This window comes from Paenibacillus sp. FSL H8-0261 (genome assembly GCF_045040645.1).
Lineage (GTDB): Bacteria > Bacillota > Bacilli > Paenibacillales > Paenibacillaceae > Paenibacillus_AQ.
The window spans coordinates 4,626,615-4,644,212 of the sequence record NZ_CP150297.1; the positions used below are offsets into that span (position 1 = coordinate 4,626,615).

General features: G+C 40.6%; 20 protein-coding genes. 4 read left to right on the forward strand and 16 right to left on the reverse strand.

Annotated elements, in window-relative coordinates; genetic code table 11:
- Positions 1-23: 23 nt before the first annotated feature.
- From MHI27_RS20575 to MHI27_RS20625, 11 genes are all read right to left on the reverse strand, one after another.
- A complete protein-coding gene (locus MHI27_RS20575; protein ID WP_405174603.1) occupies positions 24-776 on the reverse strand; it encodes a hypothetical protein in 753 nt (250 codons plus the stop codon).
- Entirely contained in the window at positions 773-1,261 is a 489-nt protein-coding gene (locus MHI27_RS20580; RefSeq protein WP_149646921.1) for a GNAT family N-acetyltransferase, read from the reverse strand. The genes MHI27_RS20575 and MHI27_RS20580 overlap by 4 nt, the downstream gene beginning before the upstream one ends.
- Before the next feature lie 14 nt (positions 1,262-1,275).
- Positions 1,276-2,307 carry an aminoglycoside phosphotransferase family protein gene (locus MHI27_RS20585; protein WP_405174604.1) on the reverse strand — a complete coding sequence of 344 codons (1,032 nt, stop codon included), beginning with the start codon at positions 2,305-2,307 and terminating at the stop codon, positions 1,276-1,278.
- A 23-nt stretch (positions 2,308-2,330) separates the two neighbouring features.
- On the reverse strand, positions 2,331-3,095 hold the full coding sequence (locus tag MHI27_RS20590) for an ABC transporter ATP-binding protein (RefSeq protein WP_042189875.1): 765 nt from the start codon (positions 3,093-3,095) through the stop codon (positions 2,331-2,333).
- A gap of 15 nt (positions 3,096-3,110) precedes the next feature.
- On the reverse strand, positions 3,111-5,450 hold the full coding sequence (locus MHI27_RS20595) for an FtsX-like permease family protein (RefSeq protein WP_405174605.1): 2,340 nt from the start codon (positions 5,448-5,450) through the stop codon (positions 3,111-3,113).
- A gap of 45 nt (positions 5,451-5,495) precedes the next feature.
- Positions 5,496-6,119: a TetR/AcrR family transcriptional regulator gene (locus MHI27_RS20600; RefSeq protein WP_405174606.1), complete on the reverse strand. Its 624-nt coding sequence runs from the start codon at positions 6,117-6,119 to the stop codon at positions 5,496-5,498.
- A 152-nt stretch (positions 6,120-6,271) separates the two neighbouring features.
- Complete coding sequence (locus MHI27_RS20605; RefSeq protein ID WP_405174607.1) at positions 6,272-7,234, reverse strand: permease prefix domain 1-containing protein; 963 nt, start codon at positions 7,232-7,234, stop codon at positions 6,272-6,274.
- A 6-nt stretch (positions 7,235-7,240) separates the two neighbouring features.
- Positions 7,241-7,567 (reverse strand): PadR family transcriptional regulator, encoded by a 327-nt coding sequence (locus MHI27_RS20610; protein WP_405174608.1) that lies wholly within the window; start codon positions 7,565-7,567, stop codon positions 7,241-7,243.
- Positions 7,568-7,723: 156 nt separating this feature from the next.
- The gene (locus tag MHI27_RS20615; RefSeq protein WP_042189883.1) at positions 7,724-8,290 is read right to left on the reverse strand and encodes a 5' nucleotidase, NT5C type; all 567 of its coding nucleotides are present in this window, start codon (positions 8,288-8,290) and stop codon (positions 7,724-7,726) included.
- An 87-nt stretch (positions 8,291-8,377) separates the two neighbouring features.
- A complete protein-coding gene (locus MHI27_RS20620) occupies positions 8,378-8,575 on the reverse strand; it encodes a cysteine-rich CWC family protein (RefSeq protein ID WP_405174609.1) in 198 nt (65 codons plus the stop codon).
- Between the two features lie 192 nt (positions 8,576-8,767).
- Complete coding sequence (locus MHI27_RS20625) at positions 8,768-9,655, reverse strand: phosphotransferase family protein (protein ID WP_405174610.1); 888 nt, start codon at positions 9,653-9,655, stop codon at positions 8,768-8,770.
- Between the two features lie 119 nt (positions 9,656-9,774).
- Here MHI27_RS20625 and MHI27_RS20630 point away from each other — a divergent pair, with 119 nt between their 5' ends.
- Positions 9,775-10,323 carry a MepB family protein gene (locus tag MHI27_RS20630; RefSeq protein ID WP_405174611.1) on the forward strand — a complete coding sequence of 183 codons (549 nt, stop codon included), beginning with the start codon at positions 9,775-9,777 and terminating at the stop codon, positions 10,321-10,323.
- On the opposite strand, the gene MHI27_RS20635 is transcribed toward MHI27_RS20630, so the two are convergent.
- Positions 10,293-10,823, reverse strand: a complete 531-nt coding sequence (locus MHI27_RS20635) for a peptidase M56 (RefSeq protein ID WP_405174612.1) — start codon at positions 10,821-10,823, stop codon at positions 10,293-10,295. The two genes, MHI27_RS20630 and MHI27_RS20635, sit on opposite strands and share 31 nt — an antisense overlap.
- A gap of 107 nt (positions 10,824-10,930) precedes the next feature.
- On the opposite strand from MHI27_RS20635, the gene MHI27_RS20640 reads away from it, so the two are divergent.
- From MHI27_RS20640 to MHI27_RS20650, 3 genes are all read left to right on the forward strand, one after another.
- Positions 10,931-11,539: a methyltransferase family protein gene (locus MHI27_RS20640; RefSeq protein WP_405174613.1), complete on the forward strand. Its 609-nt coding sequence runs from the start codon at positions 10,931-10,933 to the stop codon at positions 11,537-11,539.
- 128 nt (positions 11,540-11,667) lie between these two features.
- Positions 11,668-12,933 (forward strand): alkaline phosphatase, encoded by a 1,266-nt coding sequence (locus MHI27_RS20645; protein ID WP_405174614.1) that lies wholly within the window; start codon positions 11,668-11,670, stop codon positions 12,931-12,933.
- Positions 12,934-13,047: 114 nt separating this feature from the next.
- Positions 13,048-13,314 carry a PH domain-containing protein gene (locus tag MHI27_RS20650; RefSeq protein ID WP_405174615.1) on the forward strand — a complete coding sequence of 89 codons (267 nt, stop codon included), beginning with the start codon at positions 13,048-13,050 and terminating at the stop codon, positions 13,312-13,314.
- Between the two features lie 61 nt (positions 13,315-13,375).
- On the opposite strand, the gene MHI27_RS20655 is transcribed toward MHI27_RS20650, so the two are convergent.
- The 4 genes from MHI27_RS20655 to MHI27_RS20670 form a co-directional block, all read right to left on the reverse strand.
- Positions 13,376-14,461 (reverse strand): winged helix DNA-binding domain-containing protein, encoded by a 1,086-nt coding sequence (locus MHI27_RS20655; RefSeq protein WP_405174616.1) that lies wholly within the window; start codon positions 14,459-14,461, stop codon positions 13,376-13,378.
- 393 nt (positions 14,462-14,854) lie between these two features.
- On the reverse strand, positions 14,855-15,421 hold the full coding sequence (locus MHI27_RS20660) for an NADPH-dependent FMN reductase (RefSeq protein WP_405174617.1): 567 nt from the start codon (positions 15,419-15,421) through the stop codon (positions 14,855-14,857).
- A 15-nt stretch (positions 15,422-15,436) separates the two neighbouring features.
- Complete coding sequence (locus MHI27_RS20665) at positions 15,437-16,495, reverse strand: LLM class flavin-dependent oxidoreductase (RefSeq protein WP_405176774.1); 1,059 nt, start codon at positions 16,493-16,495, stop codon at positions 15,437-15,439.
- 35 nt (positions 16,496-16,530) lie between these two features.
- Entirely contained in the window at positions 16,531-17,502 is a 972-nt protein-coding gene (locus MHI27_RS20670) for a ring-cleaving dioxygenase (RefSeq protein ID WP_341124600.1), read from the reverse strand.
- Positions 17,503-17,598 lie beyond the last annotated feature (96 nt).

A 17,598-nucleotide genomic window follows, 5' to 3' on the forward strand; every position in this document is an offset into this window, starting at 1 on the left:
TTTTAGAACATATCTTATGACCGTTATCGCCCATTTTTCCTAATAACGCGCCTATTATGAAGCTCGATCAGTAATTGAACAACTATAATGATCAATAAGAAGATTCCCACGACACCTGTTAAAAATGGATAAATTAGAGGGAAAAATACACTTGGATAACTTTTAGTAATATCCGAATAGTAGCCCATACCCATAAGTGATGTACCCGAGAACTCGATAAGCTTCACCCCTAGATGATTGTCACTTCTTTGAGCATAACTCAGCACCTTTTCTTCTATACTGCCATCATGTGAGATCGTGATTATTTTCCATTTTCTCTTTTCCATCGGCTGACTATCATCTGTAAGTCTTTGGACTATATTAATTTCTTTCTCGCCAGTCTTTCGATCCGTAACAGTAAGGATATCTATCCATGAGAAATATCTGCTTCCTCGTTCCCGATTAGACAACCATATTTCATCAGGAGTTGAGATTTTTTGACCATTTAATAAAAACTGAACTTTCACAATATCACCAGGTGGGACACTCTCCTCTTCATCCCAAAGGGTCAATTCTGCTTTCCTGCCTGTATTTTCTTCTTGGATCTTAATATGCTTATCATCAACCGTTAGTTCTTGAACGTTTAACGTGTTATACCCTTTCTCAGCATGGTTGATCTCATAACGCTGATTGATTTGATCTGAAATCATATACTCACGGATATAGTTGAACAATGGGCTGAAAGAAATCGCTAGCAAGAAAAATGAAATCACCGATAAATAAATTATTTTTTTCATAATGAATCCTTGTGAGCGATCGTCAGCTTGAAATTTTGTCTTGAGCCACCTTCGAGGCCATTTGGAACCCCATCCTGCATAGGAAAGAAACCAAACTTCTGATAAAATCTTCTAGCAGGTTGACCCTCTGGATGATCCTCACCAAATGTAGTAACGAATATCTCTGCTGGGGTTTCGATACTTTCGAGAATATTGTTAAGAAGGGCTGTCGCAACTCCTTTATTTCTCTCTATGGCTGAAACAGATAACCACCCAATCTTGTAATTAGGGGCATTGGATGAAGAGAATAACACAGCTCCAAGTAATCTTGAACCTGGCGAACCATTGTTTTCTCGTACACAAAAAGCGCTTTGTCGCCTGATATTTTTTTCTAACGCTAGAGTGAAATTCGGATCATCTACCATCGGCCCAAAAAGGGACTCCACCTCTGCCGCCAGCTCCAGCCATCCTCTTATATCCTCCATAGTAGCGTTTACTACATTCATATATAAGTTCTCCTTTAGTAGTCTTGGTTACACCATTCGATACACTGAGGAATAAAGTGATCATAGTCATTTAAAGCAGTGATTATATTTATTACTTCACGGGTTCCAAGCTCTCGCTCCGCATCATCTGTACTCTCCAGTCCGAGTGATCGTCTGATATTATAAGCTAACCATTCTAGCTTCCCATGAAAACCATAGTTTAGCACGTCGGACCAGTTAGCATAAATCTCGCCACCTTGCTCCCGATAGGTACTAATAAGCGTGCAGAAAGCATCTTTGCTTACACTTCCCGATTCAAAGCCTGACCAATAAAGGGCTACATCTATTAGCTCTTGGGTTGGATGGATAGGTCCTGCTGCTTCCCAGTCAATAATAATGGGTATCTGATGCTCATCCCATAGTACATTTTTTTGATCTAAATCCCGATGGCTGATAACCATATGATTCAATAATTGTTCCGCTGAAGAATCTACAAGTTGTTCCCAATGATTTATTTGGTTCAGGTTATCTAATAGCAAGCTAGACCATTCCAAACCATCCTGTTTTGCTTTTAGTGCATATTCATTCCAACGAACAGTGGATGTATTTACTGCCTCAAGATTTTCATTAGGATGATGATCAAGAAGTGTAGCGAAATCGATCTTATGAATTTTAGCAAGGTTTTCGCCAATCTTTTTACAACACCCTATATTAATACCTCCTGATGACAATGCCTTACCTTCGACCCATGGAAATAATAAATAGAATTGACCCTCGAATTCATGCATAAAACTATCTTTGGACACGATAGCTGGTACTGCATTTATCCCATTTTGATAAGCCATATTTGAAACCTTTTCAGAAAGAGTATAGTTGTTCATGGCTGTATCCCGATGCATAATTTGAGGATTTAGAGCTTTCACTGCATAGAGCGCTTTGTCCGTTTGTAGACGATACATTCTGTGTAGAAGACCACCTGTTACCTGTTCTGGTTCATCTTTTAAATGACCTAACCCGTATTTTGCACATAGCATTTCGAAATTTAAGTTATAATTCAGATTTCCCATGTTATGTATCCCTTTCCTATCAATCAGAATCCCAACTTCAATAACCAAGCCGACAACTTCTCTTCCCGCTCTTTTAAGTCCCCATTTATGCGATTGAATTTACCAAGCCATTGCTCAGAAGCTATGCTGCCATCCAGCATATACAGGACACGTTCTGCCTGAGCAGCGACTTTCGCATCATGCGTAGCCAGTAGAATCGTTGTACCCGTCTGATTAATATCTATTAATATCTCCATAATTTCACTAGCAGCTTTAGAGTTCAGTGCACCTGTTGGTTCATCACCAAATAGAATATCAGGCTCATTGATGATTGACCTGCAGATCGCTGCTCTTTGCAGTTGTCCACCCGATACTTGTGTAATATCACGTTCAGCGAGTGCGGAGATTCCGGTTTTTTTCATTAACTCAGCGGCTCTGTTATTGATGGTTCTACGACTAACGATTTTAGCTCGATAAGCGGATAAGATGATATTGTCCCGAATAGTCAGGTTTTTTAAAAGATGCATCTGCTGAAAAATAAATCCCATTTGATTTAAACGCAGTTCAGCTAATTCACTCTCAGAAAGACCACTGATGTCCTGCCCTTTAAAAACAACACTTCCTGAAGTCATCCGGTCCATGCCGCTGATCGTATAGAGCAATGTTGATTTCCCTGAGCCAGAAGGCCCCATTATAGCTACGAATTCTCCCTTTGATACCTGTAGATGAACATCTTTTAATACCGTCTGCGGGGTTCCTTGCCCGGTTACAAAGGTTTTATTTAAACCCTTCGTCTCTAATATGAACATACTACCACCTCACCCTCATTCGACAATCAGTTTAGATAAATTGGATTTCTTCATCGATATCGTGCTTACTACGGTTGTGAGTGCTACAATGAGCATGAAAAAAAGAGGGAGAACAAGATAAGCTATTACCGGATTAACTACAAACTGTATTTGGGATGCTCCCATAAAGGATCCGAGTAATTGAGTGAATTTTTGACCGATGGTATTAGCTGCAAAGGTTCCGAGAATGATTCCAAGACCAGAAACCAGTAGCAGCCTTACCTGATATTGCTTTCGAATATCTTCTAACGTAAAGCCAATGCTTCTCAAAATTGCAATTTGCGAGACGTCCTTCGCTAGCAGCATTTTTAGAAATAAAGCTGTAATCAATACTGAAATTGATATCGAGATAGCAATGGATAAGCCAGTGACCAGCTTTAATTGGCGAATCGTATTCCCGAGCGTCTGAGATAAATAGCTTTCTAGATGAGTAACTTTGGCTGGATAAAATAACTTTGCATATTGATCCATTTTCTCCTGAACGGAAACATTCGGATTCACATCTAAAGCTACGATATACCATAGCACGGACTTCGGGTCATACGGTAATCGGGCTTTTGCAGTTCGACCTCCATTCGTTATATCTTGGTAGATCCCGCTAACCGTCAATTTTTTCGAAGTGCCATCTACCTCCAAAAGAACGCTATCCCCTACCCTTTTGTTCCATTCCTTGGCATTCAGATCAGAAAGGGCAATCTCATCCCCACTTTCAGGGATTCCTCCGTTAATATAGGTGAGCGGAAAAATAGAGAAATCTCCTGTTTCAACATTGATATTCTCCCATACGCCATCGCTGCCTAGCACTTTAAATCGAGAAGTAATTAATGGTGAGAATTTAGCTATTTCGGAGTCCTTATTTAGCGTCGTTATCATTTCATTAAATCGCTTCTCTATTTGATCAGATGGCTGCAAATCTATTCTCATGTCACTCTGACCTACACCCATATAAGAAATAAACCGAGGAGACTGAAGGGTATTCAATATATTTACTGGTACAAGAATGATAAACAGACAGATCACAAATACGAAGAATAACAATCCAAACATGGTGAAGCGTCCATAAACATCCTTTAGGCCAAGAAAAACATTCACATTTATATGCCTGCGCTTACTCAGCACCATTCTACTTTTATTGCCTTTCAACTCTCCCACAGTCCCTGACCTTAAAGCGTCTACTACTGTTATACGATTAAACCTTCTAAGAATAACTCTGCAAAAGAACACAATCATCCCGAAGATCAAACCGACCGCTAAGACTGGAACAATAGGCTGAAGGATCGTTTTCGGAGCAGTCCCCAAATACAATGTGATATTCGCTGTAAACAATCGCACCACACCCAAAGATAATAAATATCCTAGCAGTGAAGCGCATGCTGCCATAACCATATATTTTGCCAAATAGATCCTTCTAATATCTCGCTGTGAGATCCCAATTGCTTTCATGACGCCAATCTCTCTATAATCCTCCTCTAAAGTCGCAATCATCGTAAACCTTAAACATAGGACGGCAATAATCATAAGAAGGATACTTACCAAAATAATGACAACTGCAATAATCCCATCTGTCAGCGCATTCAGCGTCTTAAATAAAGGATAGTCTATCATTGGTCCTTTAGCGGGCATATCTGAGGATTGATAGGTATTCCGGAACTCGCTAAGTCTACTTAAATCGGTGATTTGAAATTCAATTAAGTACTCAACTTCTCCATGGTTCTTCTTAAGTACATTATAATCCGTGTCATTTACGACAAAGCGCTTAGAGCTAACAATAGCTGGATTCATTTGGATGTCTCGAACAAAATCCGTAACCATAAATTTTTGATCTAACTGTCCATTGGAAAGGGTAACCTGATCACCAATCTTCAGATCATTCTGCTTCATATAATAAATAGGAACTGCGATTTCTCCTTCAGCTACCCTAATCACTTGATTCTCTAAATTCAGCAGCAAATCAAATGATGGGTTCTGCTTAACAAAACCTATATCCATTACGCTGTTCTCTTCCGACTTATTGCTGTTACCCAAGACAATCTGCGAGCCATCTATCCTTAGCATTTCTACCGTCTGTTGATTCTTAACAAGTGGATTTGTAGAGGCGAATTTTTGAATACCTGCGTTATCTATTGGACCAGAATGCATTTGAACAAAATGGGGAGCCTTTGATTTATCCAGCAAATGGCTTAAAGAACCGGACAATTCCATAATGACTTGAGAAGCACAAGCAGCAAGCAACGCCGATAACATCATAAAAATAAATAAGACGATCGTTATAATTTTATTTCTTTGAAAATCTTTTTTCACAATTTGTAGCAGCATTGACGATCTCTCCCCTACGTCTCATTCATCCTCCCTGCACGGACCTTACTCAAACATTTGCGTTACGTAGGAAAAGCTTCCTTTTTCAGCTCCCAACGAAGTCTCCATAATATAAATAAAGCTCTGAATTTTGAGAATGATCTCTTCCGGCTGCCACTTGAAAATCCCTTCATCCAATAAAAATTGTGAGGCAACCAACAGAAATTCCATCGTTTCTTTAGGATAAGGACAGTGGAACAAGCTCTCCTCGATTCCCTGCTCAATCACCTCTGTCAACACAGGTGTTAGCTTCAAAATAGTTTCAGCCAAGCTTTTCTGATGGATTAGTGCATTCTCAGCTTGATGAAACTGTTCAATCATGTGACCTTTTCTCTCCGAATCAGGTTTCTGTGCCATTATGATTTGTAGTAGCTTTTCATGTACGGAGAGCTTTGAATCAGCAGCAATGATCTTCGCAACGTCTACTCCAGCATCGATGAATCGTGTGACCACTGCTTCCATAACCTCCTCCTTCGACTTGAAATAATAGTAGAACGTGCCCTTGGCAATCCCGATCTCCTGCAAGATGTCGTTCACTGTAGTTCTCGCATAACCTTTCGTAAAAAAAAGCATTTCTGCCTTATCTAATATTTCATTTCTGCGTTCTTCCGCTTCTTTGGAAATTCTCATTTATTCTGAGTCCTCCTTTTTATAGACCGACCGTCGGTCTATTCCATTTAAATACATTTAATACATCATGTCAATGATGTTCCAGCAAATTGGACAAAAGAAAAAAGGTAACCTCCAAAGGATGAGGTTACCTTAATGTGCAGTCAGCATAATCAGGAGACTTTTTTGCGCTTTAGAATATGATACACATTGCTGAACATACCGGACAGGATGCCAGCAATTGGGAATACAGCCCAGTTAACGTCCCATCGCCCATAGACAAAGCCCGTAAACAGAAAAATCGCCGTCGCCAAAGGCCACAACACAGCCCCAACAACTCCAACAAATCGGTTCTCTTCCTGCTTCTCTGCAGTGATGTTCGGCTCCTCCAGCAATTTCGTATAAGTTCCCTGAATATTCCCGTAATAGATGAATAGAAACACCGCCACAGCCGCAATAAAAAGAAAAGCAGCGACTCCATATGGAGCATAGTCATCGTTGACATAAGAAGTTGCGAAGATAAAGGTCGGCGACAGCACACAAAGACAGACGCCCACAATCAAAGCAAGGCGATAAGTCGGAGCATAAAGGGCTTGACTGCGCTGAAGCGCCGTTTTGAGCGCATAAGGTAGCTGAAAGCCTTGCTCTAGACTTTCGAAGCGCTCGAGTTTCATGCCGCTATAAATGAACATCCCAACGGCCACAGCGACCAGCACGAACATTCCGACCATCCCCAGCATCGAACCTTTATCAGCCATATCAGCATTATTTTCAAACAATGTACTAAGAGTAATCAACAGCGCCACCCCGCATGCGCAGAGAAAAACACCGAGACCGGTCCATAATCCAGAGCTACGTTTAGCAGCCGCATAAGCATAAACCTCTTCTTCACTAAGCATGGGCACAGTCTTCTCCTGTCCGGCTGGACGGATGCCTAGCTCAGCAGTCAGCTCCTCAATATTGCCGAATTCCGAAATAACGATACCGATCGCCTCATTCTCAGACTTGCCATCCCGCTTCAGCTCCAGGTACTTATCTTCCATCCCGGACAGCAGCTCCTGCTTTAAATGCTCCAGTTCCGGAGTCTTCGGCAGACCCGCAAACATATTATCCAGATATACTATGATCGTCTCCATGCACTATCACCACTCCTTGATAAATTGGTTTACAACTTCCTGCGTAACCTTCCATTCCTCACATTTTTCTCGGTAATAGGCGAGACCCAGCGGGGTAATCCGGTAATATGTGCGCCGCTTGCCAAGACTCTCATCCAGATAAACGGATTCAATGTACCCGTTCTTCTCCAGCCGGGTAAAGGCGGAATACAGTGTTGTCTCCTTCATGACATACTTCTCCTGAGTTAGCTGCCTGATATTCTTAGAAATCTCGTACCCGTAGGATTCCCCATCGAGCAGCATGTAGAGGATCATCGTATCATTGTAACCACGTATAACATCACTGCTGATCAAAAATGGTACCCCCTATGATTACTTCATCTGTCGTAGTAGTTGCAGTATACCATAATTACTACGACAGATGAAGTAGTCACGAAAAAAATAGGCAAAAAAATCTAAAAAGCATAAAAAAAGAGAATTGCTCTATATGAGCAACTCTCCTCAAATCAGCTAGTCTCTTGAATTTTCAAAAATCTGATCAATCTTCTCTTTCGCACCTTCCCAGGAGGTCAATAATGGAAATCCATATTGTTCACGGGCTCTCAAATTCCATGGATGCGGAATACAGAGTACTTTCCTTCCGTCCTGCAATGCAGGAACCAAGTTGTGAACCCCGTCATCGATCAGAAGATCATAATTAATAAGATTCTTTCGTTTGCATGGGAAGAAATTTTCGATGGGAATAAACGGCATATGCTTCTGCAGCCAGTTCCATTTTTCAACAACTGCATTGGGCTGGGCCGCCGTAACAATAATAACATCATAAGCATTGTGCAGCTTCTCCATTTCACCTACAACATGCTCGTCGAATAATTCAAGCTCCTCATATAAACCAGGCCGCCCATAGAATACATCTTGTGTACAATCTGGATGACGTAAATGATCCGTATTCCAATCAAGCATTTCCTCGTACTTCAGTACATGAGTGGGGAAATCATTGTTGTTATGGTATATAGCTCGTTTGACTAGATGGCATATCGTGTCATCCATATCAACTGCAATTATAGGCTTTCTCATCTGTGTCCCCCATATGTTTTTTTATATTACTATTTAAGTATACACAATATAATTACTGTTTTCGTCTTGAGTTAGTTAAATTTCAATTTAATGTTTTTTAAACGCCTCTACGCATCTTTGACAGATACAGGCTTTACCTCTCAGTTCCAAAGGCACCCTTTCTAGTAGTTCTGCAGGAATTTCCGTATGAAAACACCAACAATCACCCCTATTAGCACCACAATGATTTAATTCTTTACATAAAGGACAATACCGTTGTTCAACTTGTTTATTTTTTATTTCCAAATCTTCTACTCCCCCATATGATTAAACATTTCACTTCTATTTATTTACTTTTCTTTTCCTTGAAATTCAAATACTTCCTTCATAACCGCATCTGAACATTCTAAGTCTAGCGTTACCAAGCATAGGATTATTCAATAAAGCAAGCACAGCACTTCCCGAGTATGCAATAAAGTCATTTCACATTTTTTTCCATCAACTCATTCCTTCTATAGATCTTTGCAATACCTCTATACTTTCCTGAAGAAATGCCTTATTGTTCTCAATCCCTCTGGTTTTACACCAAACTACCGCACTAAAAGCATCATAAAAACTATAAAACGGTATTATAGCTTCCAGATCAAGTAAAGGACGAACCGATTCGTAGCCTTGCACATAAGGGAGCCGTGTTAGCGGGTTCACTTCCCAGACGTATCGGTTTATTTTTGTAAAATCAATTTCAGAGGAACCACCACGAGCGCTCTCGTAATCAATTATACCAACGACTCGATTATCTTTTATTAATATATTGCCTGGTCGAAAATCCATATGAACAACACAAGGCCCATCAGGTTCAGGTAACGCCGAATATACGCTATCAAAGTGAGTAATACATTTCTCAAATAAATCAGGATGAAGGAGTTCCTTACAAGGTTCTTTCCACTTTTCAAAATTATTTTTCAGGTATAATCTCCAGCTATTGTTCTCTACCATCTGAAAACCATCGGATCCATAACATCCATACGCTGGCATGGTAACTTCATGAAGCATGGCATGATAATTACCGATTTGAAACGCCAGACTCTGATCAATGTTACTCGTACAAGGCACCCCATCTATAGCGGAGAGAAGCAATGCACCGACACTTCTATTATCTCCGTCCCAGAAATCCAATACTTTTGGAACAGGTATAACACCCTTTAGTCTTTCAAGCATCTCAAATTCGCGAACCAGTTTATCCCTGTTGTATGGAATTTTCACGTATACGTTGTCTAGATTATTAAGAGTAAGTTTATACACTTCAGAACTAAACGACTCTGGAACAGACTCTATATTCAAAACACTCAGCTTAAAAATTTCAATTAATTTATGTATGGATTTCATACGACTACCTCCAGTCTCAAGGGAAAGGTGCTCTGTTCACGGTTGTGAACTCCCTATTCTTGCATTAAGATAGAGAACATTAGGAGTTTCTAAGGAACTCAACCGGGAGATTTGAACAGATGAAATTTAAGAATCACAGCTTTTCAGGTATCATTCATAGTGATCTGCTTGCTACCCAAGAGCTTGTATATAACCCGTGCAATCTTGATTGCTCTGACCTCATTCATGAACCACACAATGCTGATTATGGGGCGTATATATTTAATTTAAACGCGCTATCCATTAGATTCCGTGTTGCAAAAATCACACCTACAAAGATCGGGCAGTTTGTCACGTTATGGGAGAGAATTGGAGATGGCCCCATCCAACCCTATGATATATCAGATCCTGCTGATCTCTTCGTTATAAGTACACGCAATGAGAGTCACTTTGGTCAATTTGTATTTCCAAAAGCTGTGCTAGGTAAACAAGATATATTATCCAATAAAGGTGAAGGTGGCAAAAGAGCACTAAGAGTGTACCCCCCATGGGATAATCCCACGAGTCGTCAAGCTCAAAAAACACAAAAATGGCAGTTGGAATATTTCCTAGAAATACCGGTAATTAAGCCAGCAGACTTTCTTCGTGTGCAAACACTTTACGGTTTTCCAGTAAATCGAACAGTCTGACCTATGTCCTCCACATGTTTTATATCCGCCCATAAAATAAAATAATTGTACAAAGAATCTCCTATTTTCACCGCTTCTGGATATTTCAAAATAATAGCAGCCTGTTGATTCCATTCCTCTTCCTGATCAGCAGAAGGCACAATCAATCGTGCTTTCTCTTCCGCTTTTAACCCCTCTAGTGTCAGTTCAATGATTTGTGGATCAGAGCCATAAGGCTTCAGTTGATGAAATGCATCCTTGTTTGCTACTTCATCGATGGATAACCCCTCTCCAGAAATAGCGGATAATTGAAAAAATCCGTCGTCCCCCTGATACCTCTCAGCATATTCTGGATCCACTACCCACTCGGAGGGATACTTCAAAGTGACCTTATACTCTTTTGAAGTATATGTTGACAACCCCGATGGCTTGACCAGCATTCCGATTCTAGTACTTACTAATGCAATAGCCGCAATAATCAGGACCCCTAACCACCATCTTTTATACGTTGACGTTTTCACATTATCCCCCTAAATCAATATTTAGTTGACATGCACAGCATCAGGAAATAAGATATAAGCAAACATATGAGCAATCATTCATATGTATTAGTGAGGAGGAAATTACAATGAATAATCTAAAAAATATCCTATCCCTAATTCTTTTCTCCATATTCCTTATTTCTTACCTTTTGAAGCTCCTTATACTTTACAAAAAGAACCATATTAAAGGAAACGTATTAGCTAAAGGAAATAAACGATCTATGATCCATTATACCGAGCTGTTCGTTAAGACTACTACTTTTGTGTGGGGAGCAGCGTGGTTTACATTTTCCTTAGCGGAGTCATACATAGTTACACTAGTAGGAGAACATTTTAATCATCCGGCGATTCACTTTATCGGTGTTGGTGTAGTAGCCCTCGGATGTTCCATTTTCATACAAGCAATGATTGCCATGCGTACTTCGTGGAGAGTTGGGATTGATAAGTCTACTGTAACAAAACTCATCACGCACGGTATATATAAATTTAGTAGAAACGCCGCATTTGTCGGTTTTGATCTCATGTTTGTTGGATTGTATCTTATGTATCCAAATTCATTAACACTAATTATATTCTTTCTTAACATTGTAGCCATTCATTTACTTATTCTTCAGGAAGAACAGCATTTAAAATCTGTATTCGGAAATGAATATATTCAATATTGTAATAATACACCTAGATATATTTTGTTTTGAAATCTTACCTGCTGTAAATCCTATCCTTTCAAGCACGCTACAATTTACACTTTTTACAATATCCGAAAACATTCTCTTAATGTAATTACTATACTATGAGGTTGTAAACATACATTAGGAGGGAAATTATGAAATCACCGAAAAAGTACGGCGTTAAGACGGCAATTGTAGCGACTGCAGCAACTGCTCTCTTCGTTTCCAACGTAGTCACTACACAAGCACCAAATCAGGCCAATGCAGCTTCATCAAACACAAGAAATGTGATTCTGTTTGTCGGTGACGGAATGGGTACTGCCCAGCGCAATGCCATCCGCCTAGCTACAGTAGGTGAAAAAGAAAATCTAGCGATGGATTCTATGCCATATGCTGGACTAATTCATACAAGCTCCACTGTCCCTGTTACAGATTCAGCTGCTTCAGCCACAGCCTATGCCAGCGGAATCAAGACTTATAACGGTGCCATTGGGATGAATGCAGATAAAAAATCCGTACAAACCATTATGGAATATGCAAAATCAGCAGGGAAATCTACAGGCGTTGTAACTACCAGCCAAATTACTGATGCTACAGGCGCTGCCTTCGGTGCTCATGTTGAAGATCGCTCCAAACAAAGTGATATCGCTCTGCAGCTTCTGACCAAGAGCAAAGTTGACGTTCTTCTCGGTGGAGGCGAAGACTTCTGGTATCCTGCTGGGAATCCAGGTAAGTTCGCAGATGAGCCAGCTGAAGATCCTTCAGAGAAGAGCAAAGGAACGCAGGGGAACCTTGTAGACAAAGCGAAACAGCTTGGATACTCCTACGTAACGAACAAAACCGATATGCAAAAGGCGAAAAGCGGCAAGCTTCTCGGGTTATTTGCAAATGAGGAAATGTTCCAGCAAAAGCCAGAGGGTGAAGGAGATATCTACAACCCGGTTGTATCCCTGCCTGAAATGACGAAAAAAGCGATAGACACGCTTGCAGCAAATAAAAAAGGATTTTTCCTGATGGTTGAAGAAGAGGGTACTGACGAATTTGCACACCAAAACAATGCCAAGATGACGATTAAAGCGGGGCAAGAGTTAGATAAGTCCGTACAGATTGCCAAAGATTTCGCTAAAAAGAATCCGGATACCCTTGTCCTAGTTCTCGCCGACCATGAAACAGGTGGATTCTCTATTGAAGCCGTAGACGCTGAAGATGAATCAGGTGACGGCATTTCCAAAGAAGATGGTCCGTTTGCCATCGCTAACTCTAAACAGAATTTCGTTGTAGACTGGACAACTTCAGGTCATACAGCAGTGGATATTCCAATTACGGCCATGGGCAAAAACGCTCAGTTGTTTACAGGAGTATACGAAAATACCGAAGTATTCACTAAGGTTGCGCAAGCCATGGGCATTAAAGTGAAATAAAAAGATCGAACAACATAAAAGACTAGCCAGACTTTCTGGTTAGTCTTTTTGATTTTTACTAAATACAGTTTCTCCTACATCCACAATTAGGAACTACAATCAGGAGGGAATTTAATGGGCAATTTTTTGGGCGGCTTATTGGGAAACTATTCAGAGGTAACCATTCCAGAATTAAAGAGTCAATACGGAGCTTATCTTATGCCTCAGGAAGAAATTCAAATGGGCTTTAAGTTGATCCGTGATGCATTCATTATTACAGATGATAGATTAATTCTTATTGATCACCATAAATCCAACAACTTACAGATTGCATTCTATATTCAGAATCAAGACTTATCCGGATCAATTCTTATCTTACCTTATGGATTTCATTTGCACTAAAAACCTTATGATTCTCAGAACATGATATTCCAAACGGCACTTGGAAAGGTTTGTACATTAATTAACTAAATACATTTATTTTCAGTATCGGCAGGTCAATAAAAGCAGCATATCTTTCAGCAGCTTTAAACACAGCTTCTTCAGCATTTCCAAGTTCTCTAAATGGATGAATGACTATCTCAATTCCTTTTTTCTTAATCGAACGTTTCCATGTACCTATAACTTGGCCACCAACAACAATCATAGGCAGGAAAACACCGTTGTTGCCAGGAACAATTAAAGGAGCCGTCTCAGGTTCAAGTACAGCACTCCGGTCTTTATAACCAAGAATGTACTCATCGAAACCTGGAAGTAAATAGATACCTGACTCTTCATCCGCTGAAACTACTCGATGGTTAGACATCCAATACTCACTGCCATTTATATCTGTCGATTGAAGTTCTTTTTTCACAGATTCTAGCCCTCGTCTGGCATCTGTAAGGGTTATGCCTGCCCACCAAGCGAAGTCCTGAACGGTCGCTAATCCACGGGCTGTAAAATACCGCAACGCGAGTTCTTGCAACGATTGTTCGTAAGATAACTCTCGGCAATCTGGCACCCATTCCTCTAACAATACAATCGTTTGCTGTTTACCATTCATCGGACCAAAACAAATCAGTCCTTGATAGGCACTATTCCAGAGCATGTAATAACCGCGTTGATTCCCCGTGTGGATGCCTTCCTCTTCTATTAGCTGAAGTAGGACCGAACGATCCATTTGCTTCCCGCCCTTTAGAGCATCCACAATAATTTCTCTACAGCGCTCCAGTGTCTGATCATCAAGTCCAAGCTCAGCCATTCGCCGCTTCGTTTGTGATACTAAACGCGGTGCAGAGAGCTGTAACATCCATTTTACATCTTCTGCTGGGACGAAATGAAGCGTACCTCGCAGCGTCCAAGTAAGAATAATCTTACGGTCAGCGATTGCACGCTCTATATCAGCTAATTTCGTAGCAGGAGAACGTAGTCCGATGGCCCAAACCGCCTGCATATAGTCCTGCGCTTGCATAGCCCCCATTTTTTTCACGACCTGCTCTGGTGTGTGATGTAAAGAGCCTGCAATCATTTGATTATACAACCTGCTATTTGCAATAAGGTTATTCGTCACACTACTCCCCCTTTTCAGAAATGAATCCTCAAATTATATACTTCCAGTTATTTAACAAAATGGTTAAGTTCTTGCTCATGTCTATGTCGATATTACTATTGATTCTATTGAAATACGAGATTAAATTAGAATATGAACTCCATTCCATTGCATAATGTGCAATAGAAAGTCATATACAGACCTCAAAAAAAGGTTTCTGTTGCACTTCGTACATTAGAATTTGCTGAAAACCTTCAAAAAAGAGTTTTAACCTATATTTAATTGTAAAAAATGCAACAGAATTCAGATCCCCTTTCTTTTGGATCCATTCTGTTGCACGAAATACAACGTTAGGGATAAAATACCCTTTTATATTACAGACTGAAGGTATTTTCTTAACCAGAGCCCTTCTTTTTAAAAGAAAAACGCTGCTTCTTCCGCTTGTTTCACTTGCTGCATCGCATTCGTGGTATTCACCAATTCATTAGCTAGTCGATTCAGTCTAAAAATAATTTCATCATCCACAATTACTTTCCGGTCATATTGTTTCTCTTCAATAAAAACATACTTAGGAACCACCACCGCTCTCATATAAGAGAGGATCGGTTTCAGTTGTTGTTCTGCCACTAAGTAATGTTTTGAAGAACCTGCAGTTACTACAATACCGATAACTTTATCCTTAAACCCATTAACCGGGAGTAAATCAAATAGATTCTTAAGTGTTCCTGGAATCGAAGCTTGAAAAACTGGGGTGCCAATGATATACGCGTCGGCCGCCATGATTTTCTTCAGAACAACTTTGGTATCACCTGTATAATCCATGTAGCTGCGTCCATCACTAAATTCCAGCTTATAATCTCCTAGATCAATTAGTTCTACGTCGAAATCCGGATGCTTTTCTGTGATGTTGTTAAGTGCTTGCTGTACAGCAATTCTAGTCTTCGATCCAACAATGGATCCTGAAATCCCAATGATCTTCATACTATCCCCTCTTTCTTATTTCTTAGCTGTAGCACGTCTTACGGCTGGTGCTACTTCAGATGCGAACAGGTCAATCATTTGTTCCACTTGAGCATAAGGTAACCCACCGACATCAATCTGAGCTAGAAAACGATTATGGCCATACATCTCATGTTGATAGAGGATCTTCTCCACAATTTGTTGCGGGCTTCCCACGAGCAGTGCATTTCTCACACTCATCGCTTCCGCAAATTGTTCTTTCGGATAGTAAGACCCACGAAGCTCTTTCATCAAGTGATTGATATATGGATAATAATCGCGGAATGCTTTTTGTGAGTCCGGATCAATATACATTAAAGAAGTTGTGCTGATGGGAAGGTCTGCTGGATTAAACCCTGACTCTGCAGCAACCATACGATACGCGTCTACAGAACCCTTAAAGGCAGATGACGGGCCACCAAGGGTGGTCAGCATCATCGGGATCCCCATTCTTCCCGCCTTAATTGCACTTGCTGGAGGTCCCCCAACCGCTCGCCAAATTGGCAACTTTCCATTTAAGGGCTTAGGGAAGATTTCCATATCATTTAATGCAGGGCGGAATTTCCCTTCCCACGTTATGTGATCGGACTCATTTATTTTCATGAGCAATTCAATTTTCTCTTCGAACAATTCTTCATAATCTCTTACGTCATAACCAAAAAGTTCATAGGCCCCGAGACGCGATCCACGTCCAGCAACAATCTCTGCTCTACCGCCTGATAACAAATCCAATGTTGCAAAGTCCTCATATACACGTACAGGATCTGCTGTACTTAGTACAGTTGCTGAACTGACAAGCTTTATACGTTCGGTTGCATTTGCAATGGCTCCAAGGACAACCGAGGCAGCTGAGGTAATGAATTTAGGTTGATGACTCTCGCCTACTCCAAATACATCTAATCCAGCATCCTCAGCTAATTTGGCAGCCGCTACGATCTCTTGAATCCGTTGTCGTTCACTAATTGCTTCGCCTGTTAAGGCGTCTGTGGTGTGATCACCTAACGTGTATAAACCTAGCTCCAACCCTTTTTTCTCATCGATTCTATATTGTTCCATCATGATTATGTCCTCTTTTCATAGTTGTATTAGGTTTAGCGGATAGGATGAAGCTTCGATTCAATCTCTTCACGACGTTCTTCCAGAAATGAAGGTAAGGTCAAACTCTCTCCTAGCGCGTCAAAAGTTTCATCAATCTCAAATCCCGGGCCATCTGTAGCAAGCTCAAAAAGAATATGGTTCGGATCCCGGAAATACAAGGAATGGAAGTAATAACGATCAATGACCCCTGTATTTTTAAAGCCTGCAGCAGTGATCTTGGCGGCCCATTCGGTTAGTTCTTCGATATCCTTCACTCTTATAGCCACATGATGGATGCTCCCTTTACCCGGTCTCTCCCGATCTTTGTCATTTACTTCTTTGACCTGGAGCTCGGTGTATAAACCACCCTTCCCCGTTTCATATATATCTACCATAATCTTGGAATCACCCATCGATGGTACTGTCCGAACTTGTGTATAGCCCAAGATATCTTCCAAAACCGTCTTTGTGCGGCCAGCCTCACGTACAGTCAATTCAACGGGTCCTAACCCAACGATGGCATACTTTGGAGGGATGTCTTCTGTAATCCACGGCTCAACTAGCTCGATACCGTTATCTTTTTCAGCCGATACTAAATGGACCGTCAATTCATCTCTATCATAAAAAGTAAGCGACTTACGTTCCCCGATACTTACAATCGCTTCATGAGGAACTTCAAAAGAATCTAATCGACTAGCCCAATATGACAAGGCTTCATCGCTAGGAACAAGAAGGGAGAAAGAGCTAATACTGTTCGTCCCTTTGCGGGTCTGACCTGCATTTGGCATTTCAAAGAAAGATACTTCGGTTCCAGGAGCACCATTACGATTTCCATAAAATAGATGGTACATGGATGGATCATCTTGATTGACCGTTTTCTTTACAAGTCTCAGTCCCAGTACCTCTGTATAAAACCATAAGTTTTGTTTAGCGTCCTTAGTAAGCATAGACACATGATGTTGTCCGTTTATAGGTTGTTGTTTCATTTTAAAAACCTCCTAATGAATTTTATCGAATTTAGGTTTACTAGTATACTGATAAGGAAAAAAGTAAGCTTTATTATCAATAAAGCTTTTGCGACA